Consider the following 22746-nt stretch of genomic DNA (forward strand, 5'->3'; position numbering starts at 1 on the left):
TGCGGCGTCGGGTTCATCTCGGGACCAGTCCTGCCGGGGCCGGAGCCGCCGGTCACCGTCGGAGACTCGGGCGGGTAGAGACGCATCCAAGTGTGAAGCAGGTCCACCTCCTGCGCGAACGGGAGCATCAGCACCGGGCACGAACCAGCCGGGCACGAACCAGCGTCAAAACGGCTTAGAGAGTGGCCTGCAGGGACTTGATCGGCATGCTCAGCTCGGCCAGCATCTTCAGGTCGGCCTCCGCGGAGCGGCCCAGCGTCGTCAGATAGTTTCCGACGATCATGGCGTTGATGCCACCGAGCATCCCCTGCACGTCGAGATCGCCCAGGGTGATCTCGCGTCCGCCGGAGTAGCGCAGGATCGTGCGCGGCATGGCGAGGCGGAACGCCGCGATCGCGCGCAGCGCGTCACGCGGCTCGACCAGCGGAAGATCCCCGAAGGGCGTTCCCGGCCGCGGGTTGAGGAAGTTCAGCGGAACCTCGTCGGGCTCCAGGGCCGCAAGCTGGGTGGCGAGCTCGGCACGCTGCTCGAGGCTCTCGCYGACGCCCAGAATGGCGCCGCAGCACAGCTCCATCCCCGCGGCCCGCACCATCTCACAGGTCTCCCACCGCTCCTCCCAACTGTGGGTGGTGACCACGTTCGGGAAGTGCGAGCGGGCCGTCTCCAGATTGTGGTTGTAACGGTGCACACCCATCGCCGTGAGTTCGTCGACCTGCTCGGAGGTCAGCATGCCCAGCGAGCAGGCGACGTTGATGTCGACCGCCGCACGGATGGCGGCGACCCCCTCCCGCACCTGCGCCATGAGCCGGGCGTCCGGGCCCCGCACGGCCGCGACGATGCAGAACTCGGTGGCGCCTGTCGCCGCGGTCTGCCGGGCGGCGTCGACGAGCGAGGGCACGTCCARCCAGGCGGACCGCACCGGCGAGTCGAACTTGCCGGACTGCGAGCAGAAGTGACAATCTTCCGGGCATCCGCCGGTCTTGAGGCTGACGATCCCCTCCACCTCGACCTCCGGACCACACCAGCGCATCCGCACCTCGTGGGCCAGGGCGAGCAGATCGGTCAGCGTCTCGTCCGGGAGCCGGAGCACGGCGAGCACGCCGGCCTCGTCCAGCCCCCGTCCGCCATCGAGGACCTCGCGCCGTGCCACGGTGAGGATGTCGGCACCGTCCTGGTCCGCCGGCGGCCGCTGCGACGCAGGTGCAGGTGCGGTGGGGTGCGCGGTCACGGACGTGGTCACGGATGCAGTCACAGGGGTCTCCAGACAAGGGTCGACGGGTGCGGTGGGTGCGTGGGTGCGTGGGTGCGGTGGGCATCGTGGTCGGGACTGATGCGCATGCACCCAGGTGCATGCGCATCCATTGTCGAACCGGCGCGCGGATGTGGGGCCGGATTCCCGAACACCATCGAGCCCCGAAGACTATCGAGCATGGTGGTTACGTCTCGTAGCGAGCTCTGAACTCCTGGGCACGGAACGTGCCGCCAAGTGCCGGTTGCAGCGAGGCACGCGCCACGGCCAGGAACTCGAGCCGGGCCAGCAGGCCGGCTCCCGCCGGAAGGACGCCGGCCAGCGGCCGGGCGGCCAGGCTTTCCAGGTCGATGAGGTTGCACCGGCAGGCCAGATCCGGTTCGGCCGGCCAGGACCCGACCACCACGCCGGCGAGGTCCAGGCCGCGGTGCGCCAGCGCCTCCAGGGTCAGCGCCGTGTCGTTCAGAGCGCCCAGGCCCGCGGCGGTCACGACGAGCACCGGCGCCCGCAGCACCCGGGCGAGGTCGGCGAGGGTGGCGCCGCCCGCGTCGTAGCGGACCAGCAGGCCGCCGGCGCCCTCGACGAGGACGAGATCGCGGCTGTCGGCGAGGGTGCCGATCCGGGCGGCGAGCTCGTCGAGGTCGACGGCCCGGTGCCCGGACCTGCGGGCGGCGGTGGCCGGAGCGAGCGGGTCGGGGTAGCGGGCCAGCTCGTGGACGTCGGTGATCCCGGTCAGATCGCGGACGAGGTCGACGTCACCCAACTCGCCGGGGCCGACACCGGTCTGGGCCGGTTTCACCACCGCGACCGCGTGGTGTCGGTCGTGCGCGAGCGCGCCGATCGCGGCCGTCACCACCGTCTTGCCGACCCCGGTGCCGGTCCCGGTCACCACCAGGGCTGTCATCGGGCCAGGGCTGTCATCGGGCCAGGGCTGTCATCGGGCCAGGACCCCGGCGGCGGCCAGCGCGTTGGTGACGATCGCGAGGTCGGCATCGGTGAGATCGGCCCGGGCGGCGAGGCGCAGCCGGCTGGTCCCGACCGGCACCGTCGGTGGCCGGAAGCAGCCGACGGCCACCCCGTGCCCGCGGCAGGTCGTCGCGGCCGCGATCGCGGGTTCGGGATCCCCAATGATCACTGAAACGACGGCCCCGGCGGGATCCGGCGCGCCGGTCAGGCCGGCGAGCTGACGGGCCCGGCGCCGGACGGTGCCGGGCAGCTCCGGGTGGGCCCCCAGAAACTCCAGGGCGGCCAGCGCGCTGCCCACGTTCGCCGGGGCGAGGCCGGTATCGAAGATGAAGCTGCGGGCGGTGTCGATGAGGTGATCGCGCACGGCCGCCTCGCCCAGCACCGCGCCGCCCTGGCCGCCCAGCGCCTTGGACAGGGTGGCCGTCGCCACCACGTCCGGCTCCCCGGCAAGGCCCGTGGCGGCGAGTGCCCCCCGACCGGCGGGCCCGACCACCCCGAGCGCATGGGCCTCGTCAACGACCAGGACCGCTCCGTGGGCCCGGGCGGCCTCGTGCAGTTCGGTCAGCGGGGCGAGATCGCCGTCCGCGGAGAACACCGACTCGGTCACGACGAGTGCCCGTCGCCAGGGGCGTCCGGCGAGGGCCGCCGCGACCGCGKCCACATCGGCATGCGGTGTCACGACGACGTCCGCCCGGGACAGCCGGCAGGCGTCCACGATCGAGGCGTGGTTCAGCGCGTCCGAGACGACCAGGTCGCCGGGGCCGGCCAGGGCGGTGACCACCGCGAGGTTCGCCGTGTAGCCGGAGGAGAAGACCAGGGCCGAGGCGAATCCGGCGTGCGCGGCGAGCGCGTTCTCCAGCTCCCCGTGCAACGTGGTCGTCCCGGTCATGAGCCGACTCCCGGTGGCCCCGGCACCCCAGGCGCGCAGGGCGCGGATCCCGCCGCCGACGACCGCCGGATGACGGCCGAGCCCGAGGTAGTCGTTGCCCGCGAGATCGACGAGCACGCTTGCGCCCGGTTTGTCCGGGCCGCCCCGCGGGCGTAGCTCGCGGCGCAGCCCGGCGGCGGCCCGGGCCCGGGCGTGGTCCGTGAGCCAGGCGAGCGGCGCGGCAGCCTCGACGTCATCGACGGTCACGACGGCCAGCGTACGGGTATCGGCCACTGTGATGGGGTGCCCGCCACCTCACGAACCCGGCCGGTCTGGCAGTCTGCGAGCCGTGGGAACCCTCGCCGACATGCTGCGCGCGAGCACGGATCTCAGCGACGACGGCATCGACCACCTGCACGCGCTCGTCGCGGACTGGGCTCTGCTCGCCGACCTCTCCTTCGCTGATCTGTTGCTGCTCGTGCCTGTCCGCTCCGGCTCGGGGGCCAGCCGGGGCGGCCACGCCAGCGGAGCCGAATTCCTCGTCGTGGCCCAGGTCCGTCCCACCACCGGTCCGACCGCGTACCACAACGACGAGGTCGGCAGCGTCGTGATCAATCGCTGGGTGGTCCAGAACGCCTGGCGGGAACACCGGATCGCGCGGGAGGGCGAGCCCGAGTGGGACGGTGGGGTCCCGGTGCGGACGGAGGCGATCCCGGTCCGGCGGGGTGACGAGGTGATCGCCGTCCTTGCCCGGGACACCAACCTCGCGACCACCCGGACGCCGAGCGCGCTGGAGTCGGCTTATCTGCAGGGTGCCAACAACCTGGCCCTGATGATCGCCGAGGGCGCCTTTCCGTTCCGCGGCAGCTCGGCGGAGCTTCCCGAGTCCCCCCGGGTGGGCGACGGCATGATGCGGCTCGACGGCGCCGGGAAGGTGATCTTCGCGAGTCCGAACGCGCTCTCGGCGTACCGCCGGCTTGGCTACACCGGCAATGTCACGGGCGAGGACCTCCGCTCCGTGCACCGGGCGCTGAACCTGTCCGCCACGACCCCGGCGGTCTGGCACGCGCTCGGCCGGCGCCGGCCGGTGGAGGTGGAAGCCGCGGTCGGGAGCACGGTGGTACTTCTGCGGGCGATCCCGCTCTTCCCCGGGGCGACCCGGGAGGTGCTGGTGCTCGTCCGGGACGTCTCCGAACTGCGTCGCCGCGAGGCGCTGCTGCTGAGTAAGGACGCGACGATCCGTGAGATTCATCACAGGGTCAAGAACAATCTACAGACCGTAGCAGCCCTGCTGCGGTTGCAGATGCGGCGGACGAAGGTCGACGAGGYGCGCTCGGCGCTGCGGGAGTCGGTGCGCCGGGTCACCTCGATCGCGGTCGTGCACGAGACGCTGTCCCAGAGTTTGGGGGAGAGCGTGCCGTTCGACGAGATCGCCGACCAGATCACCTCGGTCACGGTGGATCTGGCCTCCACCGGGGCCCGGGCGAACACCCGCCGGACCGGGTCGTTCGGGCGGCTTCCCGGCGAACTCGCCACCCCGTTGGCTCTTGTGCTTTCCGAACTTCTGCAGAATGCTGTAGAACATGCGTTCGACGGTTCGGCGGGTTCCATCGAGATCCGGGTCAGCCGCCTGGCGGACCGGCTTGACGTGGTCGTGGCCGACGACGGTGCCGGGCTGCCCGAGGACTTCCAGCTCGAGCACTCGCCAAGGCTGGGGCTGCAGATCGTCCGCCAGCTGGTGCTGGGCGAGATGYACGGCACCATCCGGCTCCAGGCCGGTCCAGAGCACGGGACGGAGGCGCTCCTGTCGATCCCACTTTCTGAAAGTTGAGTGTTTAGGGTGCCCGGGAGGGGGTATCCCCCAGGATGTGTCCCTCGTCCATGGCCGTCGTGCCGATGTGGCGTGCTCGTGGGGGGCCGGATCGGGACCGTCCCGGGCGGTGGTTCGCCTGAGCGGGCCCGATCGCCGGAAGGTGTGGTCGGGGGCGGAAAACATTACGRCCGCCCCGTCCGCGTCGCGCCGCATTGCTGCGGCGGACGCGCGGACAGAACGGCCGATGCTGCTGCCAGCCACCCCTGTGCCGCGGTACGGGTTGTGGCATGACCTCATGCGGCGACCACTGCGGTCCGCCGGTGGATCCGGTGGTGCCGGTTCCGGCGGGCAGGGTCTGCCGCGAGCGGGTGTTGTTGTTCGGACCCGGGACGTGGTGCCGGTTCCTCGGGTGCTGTCGGCCCGCCGTCGGGGACGGTCCTGCGGTCAGGCGGTTCGAACCCGGAGTCGGACCTGGCGCTTGAGCGCCCGGCGTTCGTCCTCGCTCATCCCGCCCCAGACACCGGAGTCCTGCCCGGTGTCCAGTGCCCAGTTGAGGCAGTCACTCGTGACTGCGCACCGCGCGCAAACGGCCTTTGCCTCTTCGACCTGGCGTTCCGCCGGACCGGTTGTACCGATCGGGAAGAAGAGCTCGGGATCCTCGTCACGRCAGAGCGCTCTGTGGCGCCAGTCCATGCGTACAACTCCCTCTCTCGTCTCGGGCCACACTGCACATGAGACGCTTTGTGAGCCGCTACGGTTGTGCCGAGGTGAAAAATAAATTGAGCAGGATGTCTGCTCGGCCTCGACGGCGGCCGTAGAGCGGGTTGCCGGGTGTCGGTAAGCCCGGGTGCACGTGCATCCACCTCGGACATTCGCCACCCTCCCACCCGAACAGGCAGCGGCGCAAGAACCTGCAAGCCTCTTCACAGCCTGGCTGGCCTGCACTTGTCCGGCAAGGACACAGACGGACCACGGGGGGCGACCGTCTCCCTGGATGGCCGAAGTGCCACGGGAGTCCCGATTGCCAGGGGATGTTACGCTCCGTTGCATCGATCGTCACCGGTGCGGCCGGTGGGCGGCCCGGATCCTCGGCGATCAAGCCGCCGGTGTCATGCCAGTCGGTCATGGATCCGTTCTGTGGTGCCTGAGGGCTGCCTGAGGGCTGCTCCGGCGCCGGTGCGCGCCGTCATCCCGGCCCGATCTGACCCGCTCGCGTCGCCGGAGATGGCAGGGTTGGGGCATGGAGGTTCTCGGTCATCGTGGCAGCAGGGTTCCCGGCCCGGAGAACACGGTCGAGGCGGTGGATGCCGCGTTGCGGGTGGGCGCCGACGGTGTCGAGGTCGACGTGCGGCGCAGCGCGGACGGCGACCTGGTCTGCGTGCACGACGCGCGGCTGTCCCGTCCCGCCGGCCGGGCCGTGGTCCGGCAGACCACGGTGGCGCTGCGGGCCCGGGGCATCCCTCTGCTCGATGAGATCCTCGACGTGTGGGATGGCCGCGGTCGGCTCATCTGTGAGATCAAGAACCAGCCCGGGCAGCCGGACTTCGACGCCCCCCGGGAGCAGACCGCGCGCCGGCTCGCCGAGACGCTGCGTGCCCGGGGATGGACCGGCCGCCGGCCGGACGCCGCCGACCTTGACGCCGGTGCCGGCGGCATCACGGTGTCGTCGTTCGACTGGTTCGCCATCGAGGCGGTGCGTGACGCCGACCTCGCGGTCACGACGGCGTTCCTCACCATGCCCCGGATGTCGGTGAGCGGCGGCCTCGCCTACGCACGGTCGGCGGGCCACACCGAACTGCATGTGCACACCAGCGCGGTGCTCGGCACCTCCGACGCGGCGGGACGGGCGCGCGAAGCCGGCATCCGGTTGATCACCTGGACGGTGACCAGTCTCGAGGACGCCCGGCGGATCCGCGACGCGGGCGTCACCGGGGCGATCTGCGACGACCCCATGGAGATCCACCAGGCGCTGTCCCGGCCGGACGGGACCCCCACCACGGCGCTCGACGCCTGAGCGGACACTCTCCTGGGCGGGCAGCCGTCAGGCGACGACGCGCAGCGCGTGCGGYTGGTGGGTCAGCAGCACCTCGGAGAACATCCCGAGATACTCGCCGTCCATCTGCACCGGCAGGGGCGTATCCGTGGAGAAGCGGATACGCGACGTGTTGTGGCGGCGCACCACGTTGCGACCGCGCGGACCCTCGCCGTCGGTGAGTATCCGCGAGGCGGCCCGCAGCACGCTGGGCAACCGTACCCGCCGCAGCGCGAGGAGGTCCAGACCGGTGTCGAAGGACGCGTCCGGGCAGGCGAGGACGGGACGGGAGTTGAGGTAGGTCCACGGGCGGGTGTTGCAGACGATGCAGAAGGCGATGTGCTCCTCGGCCCGCCCGCCCGCCGGGTCGGTGGTCCCGGGGGCGGGGGCCGAGCCGGCGTCGGCGGTCGTCAGGGTGATGGGCGAACCGCGGCGGTCGGTGCCGTGGAGGATCTGACCCGCCGCGGTCCGCAGGAACAGGCCGGCGGTGTTGCGCCTGCCCTTGCCACGCTTCTCCTCGACCCGCGCGACGACCCGGGCATCCAGGCCGATACCGAAACAGAACGTGAACCAGCGCCGTTCGTCGCCGTACTGAGCCCGGCCGAGGCTGATCCGCCGGGTGCGGCCCTCGCGGAGCGCGCTCAGCAGCTCGCCGGTCGCCTCCACCGGTGACGCGGAGTAGCCTAGCGCGCGAGCGAAGACGTTGGTGCTGCCACCCGGGACCACGGCGAACGCTGGGCCGCCCGGTACCGGACCGTTCTGGAGCAGTCCGTTGATGATCTCGTTGACGGTACCGTCCCCACCGAGCGCAAGCACCACGTCGACGCCGAGTTCGGCCGCTCTGGCCCCCAGCTCCACCCCGTGCCCCCGCCCCTTGGTGACCACAGTCTCCAGAGCGAGGTCCGCGGCGAGCGCGCTGGCGAGGACGTCACGAACACGTTCGGTCGTAGCAGTGGCGACGGGGTTGAYGACCAACAGCCCTCGCATGCCTCCACCGTAGTCCGCCCGGTCATCCGGGTCGCCGGCTGGGAAAACTCTCACACCGGTGGAATCCGGCGGGCACCTCGCGAAGTGCGACGGGTGATGGCGCGGTGGACACCGTCCGGAGGGTCCCCGGGGGCACCGGTCGACGGCCCCGGGAACGCCGACGGCCCCGGGAACGTAGTGTCAGGGATATGGGATCCACGAGTCATCCCGATCAGCCGGCGGCCGGCCGCTTCGGCACGCTGCGGCAGGCTGCTCGCGCGGCGTCCGTGCCCACTCGGGTGGCGTCCGTCCTGCTCGCCATCGAGGCGCTGACCCTGCTGGCCCTCGGAATCCTGCAGGTGCTGCGCGGCTTCGGGCCGGACATCGACGACGTGGGTCGTGCCGAGAGCGGTGGGGTGCTCGCCATCGTCGGCGGGCTCGGTGTGGCGGTCCTCGCGGGGGGCGTGCTGCGCAACGGCRCATCCTTCCGCTCGCCCACCTTGGTCGTGCAGATCCTGTGCCTGCCGGTGGCGTGGGGGCTGGTGCAGTCCGGCCGCTACGGCTACGGCATCCCGCTGCTCGTCGTGCCCCTTGTCATCGTCGTCGCGTTGCTGCTGGCCGGTGGGCTCGGGCCGGTGGTCCCGCCTCGGCGCGGCGGCGGGACCGGGTGACGAATCCGCTCAGCCGTCCTCGAGCAGGCCGCGCCGCAGCTGGGCCAGGGTCCGGGCCAGGAGCCGGGAAACGTGCATCTGGGAGATGCCGAGCTCGGTCGCGATCTGGGACTGGGTCATGTTGCCGAAGAACCGCAGCAGCAGGATGCGCTTCTCCCGCGCAGGGAGCTTCTCCAACAGCGGCTTGAGGGACTCGCGGTACTCGACGCCCTCCAGGGACTCGTCCTGGACGCCGAGGGTGTCCGCGACGGCGGGCGCCTCGTCGTCGCCGGAGTCCGGCGCGTCGAGGGAGACCGCCGAGTAGGCGTTCGCCGACTCCAGCCCCTCGAGGACGTCATCTTCGCTCATCTGCAGATGCCGGGCGATCTCGCTCACCGTGGGGGAGCGGCCCAGCGTCTGGGAGAGCTCGGAGGTCGCCTTCGTCAGGGAGAGTTTGAGCTCCTGAAGGCGGCGGGGGACCCGGATGGCCCAGCCCTTGTCCCGGAAGTGCCGCTTGATCTCACCGACAATGGTCGGGGTGGCGTAGGTCGAGAACTCCACCCCACGTTCCGGATCGAACCGGTCCACCGATTTGATCAATCCGATGGTGGCCACCTGGACGAGGTCGTCGAGCGGCTCGCCCCGGTTACGGAAGCGGCGGGCGAGGTACTCCACCAGCGGTAGGTGCATCCGGACGAGCTGATCGCGGACGGCGGAGCGTTCGGGATCGTCCTCGGGTAGCTCGGCGAGGCGGACGAACAGCGTGCGGGCCAGGGCCCGGTCGGGCGAGTGCGCGCGCTCGGGCCGATCGCTCTCCCCGTCGWTCGCCGGACCGTCCACCGCCGGGTTCGGTGGCGCCTGGGTCGTCACCTCGGGGCCGAGATCGCTGTCGATCCCCGGCTGGTCGTCGAGCCCGGATCCCCGTTGGCTCAACGCCGCTACCGGGTCCACCGTGGACACCGGGTCGCGATCGGCTACGTCATGATCGGCTACGTCGCGATCAGGTACCGTGCGCGGTGGGGTCGGCGTCCTCCCGGTCGACGTCACGACGTACCTACCGTGTCGCCCAGTGGAGTCTCTCTGGACGCGCCCGACCCTCGGACGTGGCCGGCCGGAGGCCCGCCGAGGTCGGCGCGCACGCCCCTGYGTTTCTGCAGGGCGATGCTCACCCGCGACCCTGGGCCCGTCGAGGTCTGCACGTCGCCCGCCAGCGCCTTGAGCACGGTCCAGGCGAAGGTGTCCTCGGAGGGCTGCTCGCCGTCCAGGCTCTCGACCGTCACCAGGACGTGCATCACCCCCGGCGAGAGGGTGAACGTGCAGTCCAGCGAGGAACCCGGCACGGCCGAGACGAGCAGCAGGGCGCACGCCTCGTCCACGGCGATCCGGAGATCCTCGATGTCGTCGAGAGTGAAGTCGAGGCGGGCCGCCAGCGAGGCCGTCGCCGTGCGCAGGACGGTGAGGTAGGCGCTCGCGGCGGGCAGGGTGAGCGCAACCACGTCGCGTAGGCCGCCCGAGTGGGCGGTTTGGCTGTCGATGGTGTCGGAGCTCTCCGCGCCGCCGGTCGAAGGCGTCGGATCCACGTTCCTACCCCCAAAGAGCCTGCGTCGCGCGAGGACGGCGCCTCGCGGGTGTCCTGCCGACCAAGGTCGATTAGATAATGATATTGTCGGCGGTTCCTCTCCCACCCGTCGACGGGTCGAGTATTCCGCTCCCGACCATGACGTCCCGCATGGGCGGACGGTTTCCGCTCCGTCGGCGGCCGGGCGGCGGCCACCGACTCCACCGTACCCAGCCGCCGCTGGGTACCGCAGGTCGGGTGATCGTAAGCTGTTGCATCCGGCCTGTCTGGCCGTCGTCGGCTTAGGCCGTCGTCGGCTTAGGCGGTCGTCGGCTTAGGCGGTCGTCGGCTTAGGCGGTCGTCGGCCGCGGCGCTGCCGGTCCCGACGCCGGCCAGGGTGGTGATGGCGTCGGCGTCCATGCGCCAGGTCGTCCAGCCCTCGATCGGCCCCGCGCCGAGGGAGCGGTAGAACGCCTGCGCCGGGGCGTTCCAGTCCAGTACGGCCCATTCCATGCGCCGGTAGCCGCGGTCGGCGCAGATCGTCGCGAGGGTGGTGAGCAGGGCCTGCCCGTAGCCACGGCGGCGGTGGTTCGGCCGGACGAACAGATCGACGAGGTACATCCCGGTCTGGCCGGTCCAGGTGGAGAAGGTCGGGTGCCAGAGCGCGAAGCCGACGACCTGTGGTGGGGCGGCGACCTGTGGTGGGGTGGGGTCGCCGGCAAGGTGGTCTGTGGTGGCCACCAGACAGTGCGCGGCTGGCACCGGTCCGAACAGGGCCGTGTCGAGATCGGCGGGCGTCATGGCGACGGCGGCCGGCTCCTTCTCGTACGCGGCGAGTTCGGTGACCARGCGGTGGACGACCTCGACGTCTCCGGGGCCGGCCACCCGGATCACCGGATGTCCCCGGCGGCGCTCGCCGAGCGGAGCTCGGCGTACAGGGCCCGGCAGGCGCGATAGTCGGGCAGCAGGCCARCCGCCTCCGCCTCCTTGAGCGACGGCGCCGCGGTGTCCTTGTYGGACAGCAACGGCGCGAGATCGTCGGGCCAGGGCAGCGCGAGATCGGGATCGAGTGGGTGGACCCCATACTCGCGCCCGGGGGTATACGGAGTCGAGCACAGGTAGGAGATCGCGGCGTCGTCGGTGAGCGCCATGAAGGCATGCCCGAGACCCTCCGCGACATACAGGCCCCGCCGGTCGACGTCGTCGAGGACGACCGCCGCGAACGTCCCGTAGGTCGGTGAGCCGACCCTGATGTCGACGACGCAGTCCAGCACCCGGCCGTGCACGCACGTCACGTACTTCGCCTGGCTGGGGGGGACCTGCGCGTAGTGCACCCCGCGCAGCGTGCCGGCCCGGCTCACGCTGTGGTTGGCCTGCGACAGGGTGAGCGGATGCCCCACCGCCTCGGCGAGAGCGTCCGAGCGGAACCACTCCAGGAAGGTCCCGCGGCTGTCGGAGTGCTGGCGCGGGGTGAACACCCAGGCGTCCGGAACCGATAGTTCGCTGATCTCCACGTGTGCGAAGGTACCGGTTCGGTCCCGCGCCTCCCAGGACGCCGGACCACGCGTCGGACCCGAGCCGGCCCCGGACTCCGGTCGTGACGGAGGGGCCGCGGCGAAGCAGGTGACAAATTCCACCCGTTTCTCCCGCTCCTTGGTGTCGGTTAACGAGGACATAGCGATGTCGTAACAACCGGACGYGGGCCATGGCGGAACCGAATTGAAGGCGATCCGGGCGCGTTGCACCTTCGCCCGCCAGGAGGCCGGCGAGCGACCGGGCCAGGTCGATATCCATGCTGACGATGGTTCTTCCGTCGGTGTCGACGAATTCGTTCAGCGCGTACGAACTGTCGGTCGCCATACCGTCAGAACTGTTGGTCGTCACACCGTCGGAGTGCCCTTGTCGTGCACCTCCTTGGGCAGCTGACCAGGGACGGAGCCGTCGACGGAGGATGCCGGAGATCGCCGTCGCYGGGGCACCGGAGCCGTCGTTCCGGTCACCGACGGAAATCATCAGGAGTGCTACCGTCATTGCCGGAATGGGCATCGCCCGAGTACGACGGAAAGCATCGCTGTGCACGGATTACCTTTTGGGCCCGGGGGGGCGTGTCGGTGGGTTGCCGGTAGCCGGGGGAGACCCCCGCTTCTGATCACGTGATGCTTCCCTCGGGCGTCGGCATCCTCTCCGTGGCGGTATGTTTCGTTTCCGTTGCCGATACGTTCGTTGTCGGTTCGCCGTCGGCGAAGCGCCGTCGGGAGCAGGGGCGGCCGCGCGTGCCATATTGGAAGCAACCCCGGGCAACACCCGGTCGATCGCCCGCCTTACACGATGAGGCGGTACCGCTCAGGCTTGTTCTTCCGCGAAACACGCACCGCACGGGAGTATGAGCACGTTGTAGCCGCAGCCCAGGTGAGACCGCGATCGTCGCGGGGTCCGCCGGCGGCTCGTTCGAGGAGCAACCTCCGTGACCGCAACCACTGACCAGCCGACTCTCGGTTCCACCACGTCGGACTTCGCCGGGCTCAGYCCGCGGCCGTCCGACGACGATCCCGCGTTCGCCCTGCACCGCGGAGGAAAGATCAACATCAACGCTACCGCTCCATTGAACAGTCGGGAAGACCTGTCCCTGGCCTATACGCCCGGAGTCGCGCGGGTGTGTACCRCCATCGCCGGGACTCCGGCCCTTGCCGACGACTACACCTGGCGGTCTAACACCGTTGCCGTGGTCACGGATGGGACGGCCGTGCTCGGCCTCGGTGACATCGGCCCCGCGGCCTCCCTGCCGGTGATGGAGGGCAAGGCCGCGTTGTTCAAGCGCTTCGGTGGTGTGGACGCGGTGCCACTGGCCCTTGCCTGCACGGACGTCGAGGAGATCGTCGACACCGTCGCGCGCCTCGCTCCGAGCTTCGGCGGGATCAACCTCGAGGACATCTCGGCACCGCGCTGCTTCGCCATCGAGCGCCTCCTGCAGGACCGCGTCGACATCCCGGTCTTCCACGACGACCAGCACGGAACGGCCATCGTCGCGCTGGCCGCGCTGGAGAATGCGGCGAAGCTCACCGGACGCACCCTCGGTGATCTGCGTGCCGTGGTGTCCGGCGCGGGCGCTGCCGGSGCCGCCGTGGCCCGCATCCTGCTGGCCGCCGGCATCGGGGACATCGMGGTTGGCGACAGCCGCGGCATCCTCTACGCCGGTCGGGACAACCTCACCCCGAGCAAGGCCGCGCTCGCCGCCGAGACCAACCGTGCCGGCCTGGCCGGGTCCATCACCGACGCGCTCGCCGGCGCCGATGTCTTCCTCGGGCTGTCCGCCGGGCAGGTCCCGGAGGAGGCGGTCGCCACCATGGCGCCGGAGGCGATCATTTTCGCGATGGYCAACCCCGATCCCGAGATCGACCCGGCGGTCGCCCACAAGTACGCGCGGATCGTGGCGACCGGTCGCAGCGACTACCCGAACCAGATCAACAACGTCCTCGCCTTCCCCGGAATCTTCCGGGGAGCGCTCGACGTCCGGGCCAGCCGCGTGACGGAGGGCATGAAGCTCGCCGCCGCGAGGGCGCTCGCCGCGGTGATCGCGGACGAGCTGGCCGAGGATCTCATCATCCCGAGCGTGTTCGACGACCGGGTCGCCCCGGCCGTCGCCGCGGCGACGGCCGCGGCCGCGCGGGCGGACGGGGTGGCCCGCCGCTGACGAGGGCCGGCTGATCGCCGTCGTGCCAGCCAAGGCGTCCAGGGATCCCGGTGCACCTTCTCCGGGGTCCCTGGACGCCTCCACGGGGCCCGTGCCACGCGGGGTCCCCCCCCTTGACGGTCGAGTCCCCCGAGTCCCGCTACGGGTCCTGAGCCGCGTTCCCGGGCCGTTCGCGAGCCCGCGTGGTCTCAGCCCGCGTGGGTCTCAGACCCGGCCGCATCCCGGGCAGGGCCGGTTCTCCACCGCCTCCGCGAGCGGGCGCAGGGTCCCACATCCCTTGTAAGAGCAGCACACGAAGTCGGCGGGAGCCACCGTGATGACCGGTATGCCGTCCACGATGACCGTCGCGGGTGCCTCCGGGACGGGCGCGGGGTGTCGGCGGCGCCAGCCCAGCCGCCGGCTCGACCCGTTTYTGCGTGGCGAGTCGGGCATGTCCTCGTGGGTCACCACGGCCTGTTTACCATTGGGTGTCCACCCTTGTTGTTCCCACGGTGTCGAGTTCAGCACACCGGCCTGGCAGGCGCGGTTGCCGGCCCGGATGGTCCCCTTCGTCCGTGGCGTCGCCTGTCGGTTGTCCTGAGTGGATCCGCGCCGGTCGGCCTCGCTCGCGTCTGCACGCCAGTAGCCGTAGGTTCGAAGGGTGCTAGCCGCCGCCGCCATGTCCCTCCACCCCGATTCCCCGCTCGACGGCCTGGCCATCGGGGAGCAGCCCGAACCCGCGCCGCTCGACGGGTGGGTCACCGTCACGGTGCGGGCCGCCTCGCTCAACCATCACGACCTGTTCAGCCTGCGTGGAGTGGGCCTGCCGGCGKATCGGCTCCCGATGATCCTCGGCTGTGACGCCGCCGGGGTGACCCCCGACGGGCAGGAGGTCATCGTCCACAGCGTGATCGGTGATCCGGCAGCGGGCGGGGGGGACGAGACGCTGGACCCGAAGCGGACCCTGCTGTCCGAGCTGTACCCGGGAACCCTTGCCGAGCGGGTCGCCGTGCCGCGGCGCAACCTGATCCCGAAGCCCGCAGGGTTGTCGTGGGAGGAGGCCGCCTGCCTGCCGACCGCCTGGCTCACCGCCTACCGGATGGTCGTCTCCCGGGCGGGGCTGCCCGCCGGGGGCGGCGGCACCGTGCTCATCCAGGGAGCCGGTGGGGGGGTGGCCACCGCGGCGCTGCTGATCGCCAAGGCCGCCGGGCACACCGTTTTCGTGACCTCGCGGGACGAGACCAAGCGGAAGCGGGCGGCCGCCCTCGGCGCCGACGAGGTTCTCGAACCCGGTGCCCGGCTGCCGCGCCGGGTCGACGCGGTCATCGAGACCGTCGGCGCCGCCACCTGGGGTCACTCGGTGAAGGCAGTGCGCCCCGGCGGGCGCATCGTGGTCTCGGGCGCCACCAGTGGTCCGAACCCGCCGGCGGACCTCACCCGGATCTTCTTTCTCCAGCTGTCGGTGATCGGTTCCACCATGGGGAGCCGGGACGAGCTAGTCGATCTCGTTGCATTCGTGGAACGGACCGGGGTGCGGCCGCTGATCCACGAGGTGCGCCCGTTGGCCGATGCCCGGGCCGCCTTCGAGCAGCTGCTCGGCGGTGAGTTCTTCGGCAAGTTGATACTCCGCCCCCCCGCCTAGCCCCTTCGTCGTGGTGCGGGGACTCCTGGCTCGGGGCTGGGCGGGCTAGAGATCCGGGTCCTCCTCGGGGCGGGCCAGCCAGGTGGCGAGCCGGTCGATCGCGTCCTCGAAGTCGGGATACAGGTCCACGAAGACGCGCAGCGAGTCGGCAAGACCCTCGTAGGTCAGGCTCTCCGGGCCGCGCCGCGCGGCGAGTTCCTCGATCCCCCGGTCGGTGAAGTACATCGCTGCCCCCTGTCTGGCGAGCGGATGTCTGGCGAGCCGGACCGGCCGCCGCACGCCGGTGGCGCTGCCGGGCACGGCGGCCCGGGAACACCACCGGTGCGGCGGGACGGTCCTCGGATCGGGCGACGCTCCGCCGGCCGCGTGCTCAGTTCTCGAACGCCGCCTCGACCAGGGCCTGCTGCTCGCGCTCGTGCACCTTCGACGACCCCGAGGCCGGGGCCGCGGCGGCGCGCCGGGAGATGCGACGCAGCCGGATGTCGCCGGGCAGGAACTCGGTCAGGTTGAGGGCCATGTGCGGGTAGGCGCCCTGGTTCGCCGGCTCCTCCTGGAGCCAGACGATGTCCGTCACGTTCGGGTAACGCTCCAGGACCTGCGCGAGCTCCGGCCCGGGCGTCGGGTAGAGCTGTTCGACGCGCAACAGGGCGAATCGCTCGGCGTCGTCGTGCTTCCCCCGGGCGGCGGCGAGATCGTAGTAGACCTTGCCCGCCGTGAGCAGTATCCGGCGCACGGCCGACGGGTCCGTGACGGACCCGTCGTCGATCACCGGCTGCCAGCCGCCGCCGGTCAGCTCGGCCACGGTGGACGTTGCGGCCTTCAGCCGCAGCATCGACTTGGGGGTGAAGACCACCAGCGGACGCCGGACCGGCGAGAGGGCCTGCCGGCGCAGCAGGTGGAAGTAGCTGGCGGGGGACGAGGGTGCGGAGACCGTCATGTTGTTGTCCGCGCACAGCGACAAGAAGCGCTCGATGCGGGCGGAGGAGTGGTCGGGACCCTGACCCTCGTAGCCGTGCGGCAGCAGCAGGGTGACCGCCGACCGCTGGCCCCACTTGGCCTCACCGGCGGTGATGAACTCGTCAATGATCGACTGGGCGCCGTTGGMGAAGTCGCCGAACTGCGCCTCCCAGAGCACCAGCATGTCCGGCCGGGCGACCGCGTAGCCGTACTCGAAGCCCATCGCCGCGAACTCGCTCAACAGCGAGTCGTAGACGTAGAAGGTGMCGACACCGTCGTTCACGATGGTGCCGTCGAGGCCGTGGCGCAGGGTCCGCAGCGGGGTGTGGTCCGCGGCGCTGTGCCGGTCGACCAGCACGGCGTGCCGCTGGCCGAAGGTGCCCCGCCGGCTGTCCTGACCGGTCAGCCGCACCGAGCGGCCGTCGAGCAGGAGCGTTCCGAAGGCCAGGGTCTCCGCCAGCGCCCAGTCGATCAAGCYGGTCTCCACCATCTGGGCCCGCCGCTCGACCTGGGGACGCAGCCGTGGATGGACGGTGAAGCCCTCCGGCAGGTTGACCTGGGTCTCGATGACCTTCTTCACGGCCTCGTCGGACACGGCGGTGCTGACCGCGGCCGCCGCGGCGGCCTCCTCCGGGGTGGTGATGATGCGTGGCTGCGGCGACGAGCTCGCCGGGGTGGTGTCCCGGGTCTGCGCGAAGGCCTTCTCGAGCTCCGCGCGGTAGCTCTTCATCGCTTGCTCGGCCTCCTCGCGGGTGATGTCCCCGCGGCCGATCAGCGCCTCGGTGTAGAGCTTGCGCACCGAACGCTTGCTGGCGATGGTGTCGTACATCAACGGCTGGGTGAACGAGGGCTCGTCCATCTCGTTGTGCCCGCGCCGCCGGTAGCAGACCAGATCGATGACGACGTCCTTGTGGAACGCCTGGCGGTACTCGAACGCCAGCGCCGCAACCCGGACACACGCCTCCGGGTCGTCCCCGTTCACGTGGAAGATCGGTGCCTGGACCATCCGGGCGACGTCGGTGGCGTACACCGACGACCGGCCGGAGTCCGGCGAGGTGGTGAATCCGACCTGGTTGTTGATGACCAGGTGCACGGTGCCACCGGTGCGGTATCCCCGCAGCTGGGACAGGTTGAGGGTYTCGGCGACGACCCCCTGCCCGGCGAACGCGGCATCGCCGTGGACGAGTACCGGCAGAACGGTGAAACCCGCCGAGCCCTTGTCCAGAATGTCCTGCTTGGCGCGGACGACGCCCTCGGTGACCGGGTCGACCGCCTCGAGGTGCGACGGGTTCGCGACCACCGAAACCGGTACCGTGCGGCCGTCCTGGCCGGTGTAGACGCCCTCGGCGCCGAGGTGGTACTTCACGTCGCCGGAGCCGTGCGCCGTCTGCGGGTCGAGGTAGCCCTCGAACTCGGCGAAGATCTGCCGGTAGGACTTGCCGACGATGTTGGCGAGCACGTTCAGCCGGCCGCRATGGGCCATGCCGATGACGACCTCGTCCATCCCCGCGCCGGCGGCACGCGAGAGAACCTCGTCGAGGGCGGGGATCGTCGACTCGGCGCCCTCGAGGGAGAACCGGCGCTGGCCGACGTACTTGGTCTGCAGGAAAGATTCGAACGCCTCCGCGGCCCCGAGCCGCTCCAGCACGTGCAGCTGCTCGGCCGGGTCCGGCCGCTCCGCGGCCCGCTCGACCCGGGCCTGGATCCAGGCACGCTCATCCGGTTCCTGGATGTGCATGTACTCGATGCCGACCCGACGGCAGTACGAGTCGCGCAGGACCCCCAGGACGTCGCGCAGGGACATCGTCCGGTGCCCGGCGAAGCCGCCGACGGCGAACTCGCGGTCGAGGTCCCACAGGGTCAGCCCGTGGCTGATGATGTCGAGGTCGGGATGGCTGCGGATGGCGAACTCGAGCGGGTTCGTGTCCRCCATGAGGTGGCCGCGCACCCGGTAGGCGTGGATCAGTTCCAGCACCCGGGCGTTGTGGTCGAGGTCGCCCTCGTGCACGACCGGCATGTCGGCGACCCAGCGCACGGGCTCGTAGGGCACCCGCAGCGACTGGAAGATCTCGTCGTAGAAGCCCTCCTCGCCGAGGAGCAGCTGATGCATCCGGCGCAGGTACTCACCCGACTGGGCGCCCTGGATGATGCGGTGGTCGTAGGTGCTGGTCAGAGTGATGATCTTGGAGATCGCGAGCTTCGCCAGGGTGTTCGCCGACGCGCCGGAGAACTCGGCCGGGTACTCCATCGCCCCGACGCCGATGATCGTGCCCTGGCCCTCCATCAGGCGGGGCACCGAGTGCACGGTGCCGATGCCGCCGGGGTTGGTCAGGCTGATGGTGACGCCGGTGAAGTCGTCGGTGGTCAGCTTGTTCGTCCGGGCCCGGCGCACGAGGTCCTCGTAGGCCTRCCAGAACTGGGTGAAGTCCAGCGTCTCGGCCTTCTTGACGGCGGCGACAACGAGCTGGCGGCCCTTCGGGGTCACCAGGTCGATGGCGAGGCCCAGGTTGATGTGCTCCGGCTGGACGACGGCCGGCTTGCCGCCCACCTCCGTGTAGGAGGCGTTCATGACGGGATGCGCGGCCAGCGCCTTGACCATCGCGTAGCCGATGATGTGCGTGAAGGACACCTTGCCGCCGCTGGAGCGGGCCAGGTGCCGGTTGATCACGATGCGGTTGTCCGCGAGCAGCTTGGCCGGCACCGCCCGCACCGAGGTCGCCGTCGGGATGTGCAGCGAGGTCTCCATGTTGCTGACCACGCGGGCGGCGGCGCCGCGCAGCGGCGTGGCCGCCTCCGGAGCCTGCCTGTCGGCGGGTGCCGCCTGCTTCGGGGGCCCGGCGGGCTGTGCCGACGCCGGGACCGGCGCGGCCGGAGTAGACGGCGCGGCCGTGCTCGGCTTCACCGGAACAGGCGTAGTGTGGAAGACCTCACCATCCGGCGAAACCTCCCCGTTAGGTGCCGCCGTGGCGGCCTGCCCGGCGCCGCCCGCGGCGGCGGGCGGCGCGCCGGGGTGGTAATCGGAGAGGAACTCGCGCCACTCCGGCGACACGCTCTGCGGATCTTCGAGAAACTGTTGGTAGATCTCGAAGACCAGCCATTCGTTGGGTCCGAAGTCAGGTCCTGACGCAGGTACCGTCGGTGCTGTCACGGGGCCATTCGCCTCTATCCACGGTCTCGCTTCTCGGCCTCCGATAAGGCCCTTCCGCCACCGTCTGCCTATCCTACCCGCTCTGGGCATCCCGGCCTGGCCCGTCCATGATCGGTTACGAGTAGATTGCTCGGCGTGTTCTCCGGGATGGGCGGACCGGCGCCGGGAACGTCCGGTAGCTACAGCCAATCAGGGCGAGAGCGAGATCGTTCCATCGTTCACCGCGCGGTGGGGATACTCCCGGGCGGGCCGTCGGTTATGCTTCGGTGACGCCGGCCCGCATCATGGCCCCCGGACCCAATAAATGTCGCTTCGAGCGACCTACGCCCGTGAGGCGACCTGGCGGGCCGGCGTCTGCCTCCTGATGTTTCTGCTCCTCGGTGTCTTTTCTCCCTTGGTGTCGTTGTCTCTTGGTGTCGTTGTCCCTTGGTGTCGYTGTCCCTTGGTGTGTCCGGAGTCAGGATGCGTCCGTCGCGGACTGCCCGTAGTGATCCCACCCATCGCTGCCTACGGGGCGCTTCCCGTCCACTGTCACCCCCGCGCCGGCCGATCCCGCGCCGCTCAGGACCGAACCGATCACGATGCACCCGGCCGGCGGGGTCACTCCTGGGGGAAGGCAGGCGACCAGCGGGTGATCCTCGCCGCCGCCGAGTACCCAGCGCAACGGGTCCACATCAAGGGCGGCCCCGGCCGACCGCATCGCCTCGTCGATCAGGAAGGCTTCCGACGCGAGATCGATGGACACCCCCGAGGCCACGGCGATGTGACCGAGATCCGCCACGAGACCGTCCGAGACGTCGCACATGGCGTGCGCGCCCGCGGCGGCGAGCACCGGCCCGAGCGCGTAGGGCGGCCGGGGCCGGCGGTGCGCCGCGATCAGTTCCTTCCATCTCGGGTCGTCGACCCATCGGGAGTCGCCGGCTGCCGAACCCGCCGTGAGTAGGGCCAGCCCCGCCTGGGCCCACCCGAGACGACCAGCGAGCACCACGGCATCGCCGGGCCGGGCGCCCGAGCGCAGGACCGGCGGCCGGCCCTGCAGGTCACCGAGCGCGGTCACCCCGAGCATGATCGAATCCGCGGAGCTGACGTCCCCGCCGGACACGGAGGCACCGGCCTGCGCGCATTCCTCGGCCATTCCGTCGGCCATCGCCAGGGCCCAGTCGACCGCGAGGTCGCCGGGTGCGGCGAAGCCGAGGAACAGGCCGGTGGGCCTCGCCCCCATCGACGCCACGTCGGCGAGGTTCTGCGCGGCGGCCTTGTGCCCGACATCCRCCGCGGACGACCAGTCCCGGCGGAAGTGGCGTCCTTCGAGCAGCAGGTCGGTGGTGACGACCACCCGACCGTCCGGGGCGGCCAGCACCGCCGCGTCGTCCCCGGGGCCGACCAGCACGTCCCGTCCATGGGAGAAACGCGCCGTCACGGCCTMGATCAAGCCGAACTCGCCCAGATCGCGCAGCGTCGCCCCCGCCGGGGGTCTCCCGTGACTTCCCATTCGCCATATCCTCCAATATCTAGATGATCTAGATATTCCATCCTCAGGCGGAGTTTCCCGACCCCGCCGCCCGCCGGACCGACCGGACCAACCGGTCCCGCGGCTTCCGGCCGGAGGCGGCACCGACGGGTGGATGGTGGCGAGTCCGGGGCGTGCCGGATGCGGCCCTGGCCGCACCGCCTACCCGGAAACAGCGGAATGACCGTGATCGCAACGTCTGCGTCACCTTCCCGACATATGCTGCTGGAAATCTGACGCGCGTGCGAAGCCAGACCTGTCCGCGTGTATGTTGTCCGCGGCCTGCCGTGATCCGTGGGGTCGGTCAGCCGCGCGCCCAGGCGATCCGGCCCAGCGGAGGTCCGCTGACCAGGCATCGGTCCAGGTAGGGTCGGGTGGCGCTGCAGCCTGGCCGAGGAAGGATCGAGGGACGGCACTACCTGCCCTCCACCCCCGAGACCATCAGATGGGGTGAGCTGCCGAACGCCCTGACCAGGCCGGTTCTCAGTATCGACTCCGGCGCCACGGTCACCTTCGACACGGTCAGCCAAGAGGGGATCCTCTGCGACCAGGGGCGCGATCCCGACGCCTTCTTCGCCGGTTTCGGGGTCGCGCCGTCGGAGGTGCTGGCCGACGCCCGGGCGATCRCCGCTTCGGGTATCCCGCACCGGTTCGGGGTGGACGGTCCCCACATCGTCACCGGACCGGTGTTCATCCGGGGCGCGGAACCGGGGGACGTGCTGCGGGTTGAGGTGGTCTCGCTGCATCCCCGCGCACGGTATGGGATCGTCTCGACCCGCCATGGCGCGGGCCTGCTTGCAGGGGAGTTCCCCGAGGGGGGGCCGCCGGACGCGGACGCCGACGCCCGCCATTGGYGACGCTTCCGCACCGTTACCACCTTCTGTGCGGTGGAGCGCCGGCGGGGCCGCCTGTTCGGCGCCCTGACCAGCGTGAACGGCAGCAGGACCCGGTTTCCGTTGGCGCCGTTCCTGGGCATCATGGCGGTCGGCGTGGACACTACCACCAAGATCGTCCCCTCCACCTCGATCGGTCTGCACGGCGGCGCCCTGGACTGCCGGGAACTCGGCGCGGGCGCGCGGCTGTTCCTGCCGGTCCAGGTGAGCGGCGCGTTGTTCGCCGTCGGCGATCCGCATTACGCCCTCGGGGACGGGAAGATCGGTGCCACCGCCCTGGATGGCCCGCTACGGGCGACGCTGCGGCTGACCGTGCTGCGTGACACGGCGGCCCGGTCGGTTCTCGGCGCGCTGCGGGAACCGTTCATCGAGACCGACACGGCCTGGGTCACCCTGGGGCTCGACGTTGACCTCGCCGAGTCCGTCCGCCGCGCGGCGCGGTCGGCGGTGGTCTTCCTGCAGAGCCGGGTCGGGCTCGACCGGACCGAGGCGCTCGCCTACCTGTCCGCCGCGGCCGACTTCGGGGCCTGCCAGCTCGGCACCGGCACCCAGAGCGCGTTCTGCCGCATCCGTCGGGCGGACTTCACCGAACTGCCGATCGCGAAGCCGCGACTGCCGCGATCCGGACTCGTGCGGATCGTCGGCGTGGGCGACTCGGAGACCGAGGACCCGACGGATCCGGAACACGCCGCGGAGAAGACGCCGGATCGGGCCGACGAGAAGATCGGTCGCGCGGTGCGGATTCACTGGRCCGAGCCGGCCGGTGCCTCACCCCCGATCGACGCGGAAGCCGGCGGCCCGGACACCCCGTGACCGGCCGGGCG

At 71.0% G+C, this 22746-nt stretch carries 19 protein-coding genes; 6 read left to right on the top strand and 13 right to left on the bottom strand.

The genetic code is table 11. The features are described 5' to 3' along the window. Nucleotides 1-175: 175 nt before the first annotated feature. From bioB to Manayef4_RS13400, 3 genes are all read right to left on the bottom strand, one after another. Nucleotides 176-1228, bottom strand: coding sequence for a biotin synthase BioB (gene bioB / locus Manayef4_RS13390; RefSeq protein ID WP_070131839.1), 1053 nt, complete (start codon nucleotides 1226-1228; stop codon nucleotides 176-178). Nucleotides 1229-1436: 208 nt separating this feature from the next. Further along, nucleotides 1437-2153, bottom strand: a complete 717-nt coding sequence (gene bioD, locus Manayef4_RS13395) for a dethiobiotin synthase (protein ID WP_011438137.1) — start codon at nucleotides 2151-2153, stop codon at nucleotides 1437-1439. Between the two features lie 30 nt (nucleotides 2154-2183). After that, the gene (locus Manayef4_RS13400; protein WP_070131840.1) at nucleotides 2184-3350 is read right to left on the bottom strand and encodes an 8-amino-7-oxononanoate synthase; all 1167 of its coding nucleotides are present in this window, start codon (nucleotides 3348-3350) and stop codon (nucleotides 2184-2186) included. Nucleotides 3351-3450: 100 nt separating this feature from the next. On the opposite strand from Manayef4_RS13400, the gene Manayef4_RS13405 reads away from it, so the two are divergent. Beyond that, entirely contained in the window at nucleotides 3451-4914 is a 1464-nt protein-coding gene (locus Manayef4_RS13405; RefSeq protein ID WP_175443387.1) for a sensor histidine kinase, read from the top strand. A 426-nt stretch (nucleotides 4915-5340) separates the two neighbouring features. Here the strand turns inward: Manayef4_RS13405 and Manayef4_RS13410 are convergent, their stop codons facing one another. Further along, on the bottom strand, nucleotides 5341-5589 hold the full coding sequence (locus tag Manayef4_RS13410; protein ID WP_011438134.1) for a WhiB family transcriptional regulator: 249 nt from the start codon (nucleotides 5587-5589) through the stop codon (nucleotides 5341-5343). A gap of 547 nt (nucleotides 5590-6136) precedes the next feature. On the opposite strand from Manayef4_RS13410, the gene Manayef4_RS13415 reads away from it, so the two are divergent. Continuing rightward, the gene (locus tag Manayef4_RS13415; protein ID WP_011438133.1) at nucleotides 6137-6910 is read left to right on the top strand and encodes a glycerophosphodiester phosphodiesterase; all 774 of its coding nucleotides are present in this window, start codon (nucleotides 6137-6139) and stop codon (nucleotides 6908-6910) included. Nucleotides 6911-6937: 27 nt separating this feature from the next. Here the strand turns inward: Manayef4_RS13415 and Manayef4_RS13420 are convergent, their stop codons facing one another. Next, entirely contained in the window at nucleotides 6938-7915 is a 978-nt protein-coding gene (locus Manayef4_RS13420; RefSeq protein WP_070131815.1) for a diacylglycerol kinase family protein, read from the bottom strand. 188 nt (nucleotides 7916-8103) lie between these two features. Between Manayef4_RS13420 and Manayef4_RS13425 the strand changes: the two genes are divergently transcribed. Further along, a complete protein-coding gene (locus Manayef4_RS13425; protein ID WP_070131816.1) occupies nucleotides 8104-8565 on the top strand; it encodes a hypothetical protein in 462 nt (153 codons plus the stop codon). Nucleotides 8566-8574: 9 nt separating this feature from the next. Here the strand turns inward: Manayef4_RS13425 and Manayef4_RS13430 are convergent, their stop codons facing one another. From Manayef4_RS13430 to rfbC, 4 genes are all read right to left on the bottom strand, one after another. After that, nucleotides 8575-9591: a SigB/SigF/SigG family RNA polymerase sigma factor gene (locus Manayef4_RS13430; protein ID WP_083282453.1), complete on the bottom strand. Its 1017-nt coding sequence runs from the start codon at nucleotides 9589-9591 to the stop codon at nucleotides 8575-8577. Next, nucleotides 9588-10124: an anti-sigma factor gene (locus Manayef4_RS13435; RefSeq protein WP_070131817.1), complete on the bottom strand. Its 537-nt coding sequence runs from the start codon at nucleotides 10122-10124 to the stop codon at nucleotides 9588-9590. The genes Manayef4_RS13430 and Manayef4_RS13435 overlap by 4 nt, the downstream gene beginning before the upstream one ends. Nucleotides 10125-10420: 296 nt before the next feature. Then, nucleotides 10421-10996 carry a GNAT family N-acetyltransferase gene (locus tag Manayef4_RS13440; protein WP_011438128.1) on the bottom strand — a complete coding sequence of 192 codons (576 nt, stop codon included), beginning with the start codon at nucleotides 10994-10996 and terminating at the stop codon, nucleotides 10421-10423. Continuing rightward, complete coding sequence (rfbC, locus tag Manayef4_RS13445) at nucleotides 10993-11616, bottom strand: dTDP-4-dehydrorhamnose 3,5-epimerase (RefSeq protein ID WP_070131842.1); 624 nt, start codon at nucleotides 11614-11616, stop codon at nucleotides 10993-10995. Before rfbC ends, Manayef4_RS13440 begins: the two co-directional genes overlap by 4 nt. Nucleotides 11617-12566: 950 nt before the next feature. Between rfbC and Manayef4_RS13450 the strand changes: the two genes are divergently transcribed. Further along, complete coding sequence (locus Manayef4_RS13450; protein ID WP_070131818.1) at nucleotides 12567-13793, top strand: NADP-dependent malic enzyme; 1227 nt, start codon at nucleotides 12567-12569, stop codon at nucleotides 13791-13793. Between the two features lie 204 nt (nucleotides 13794-13997). On the opposite strand, the gene Manayef4_RS13455 is transcribed toward Manayef4_RS13450, so the two are convergent. Further along, a complete protein-coding gene (locus Manayef4_RS13455) occupies nucleotides 13998-14243 on the bottom strand; it encodes a hypothetical protein (protein WP_070131819.1) in 246 nt (81 codons plus the stop codon). 190 nt (nucleotides 14244-14433) lie between these two features. Between Manayef4_RS13455 and Manayef4_RS13460 the strand changes: the two genes are divergently transcribed. Next, entirely contained in the window at nucleotides 14434-15414 is a 981-nt protein-coding gene (locus tag Manayef4_RS13460; protein ID WP_070131820.1) for a zinc-binding dehydrogenase, read from the top strand. Between the two features lie 45 nt (nucleotides 15415-15459). On the opposite strand, the gene Manayef4_RS13465 is transcribed toward Manayef4_RS13460, so the two are convergent. The 3 genes from Manayef4_RS13465 to Manayef4_RS13475 form a co-directional block, all read right to left on the bottom strand. Continuing rightward, nucleotides 15460-15639 carry a DUF6104 family protein gene (locus tag Manayef4_RS13465; protein WP_011438124.1) on the bottom strand — a complete coding sequence of 60 codons (180 nt, stop codon included), beginning with the start codon at nucleotides 15637-15639 and terminating at the stop codon, nucleotides 15460-15462. Nucleotides 15640-15784: 145 nt separating this feature from the next. After that, a complete protein-coding gene (locus tag Manayef4_RS13470) occupies nucleotides 15785-19519 on the bottom strand; it encodes a multifunctional oxoglutarate decarboxylase/oxoglutarate dehydrogenase thiamine pyrophosphate-binding subunit/dihydrolipoyllysine-residue succinyltransferase subunit (RefSeq protein WP_070131821.1) in 3735 nt (1244 codons plus the stop codon). Nucleotides 19520-19976: 457 nt separating this feature from the next. Beyond that, complete coding sequence (locus Manayef4_RS13475) at nucleotides 19977-21011, bottom strand: thiamine-phosphate kinase (RefSeq protein WP_070131822.1); 1035 nt, start codon at nucleotides 21009-21011, stop codon at nucleotides 19977-19979. A gap of 392 nt (nucleotides 21012-21403) precedes the next feature. Here Manayef4_RS13475 and Manayef4_RS13480 point away from each other — a divergent pair, with 392 nt between their 5' ends. Further along, nucleotides 21404-22735, top strand: coding sequence for an acetamidase/formamidase family protein (locus Manayef4_RS13480; RefSeq protein WP_070131823.1), 1332 nt, complete (start codon nucleotides 21404-21406; stop codon nucleotides 22733-22735). The last annotated feature ends 11 nt before the right edge of the window (nucleotides 22736-22746 follow it).

The sequence above is a fragment of the Frankia sp. CgMI4 genome, from assembly GCF_001756285.1.
Taxonomy (GTDB): domain Bacteria; phylum Actinomycetota; class Actinomycetes; order Frankiales; family Frankiaceae; genus Frankia; species Frankia casuarinae.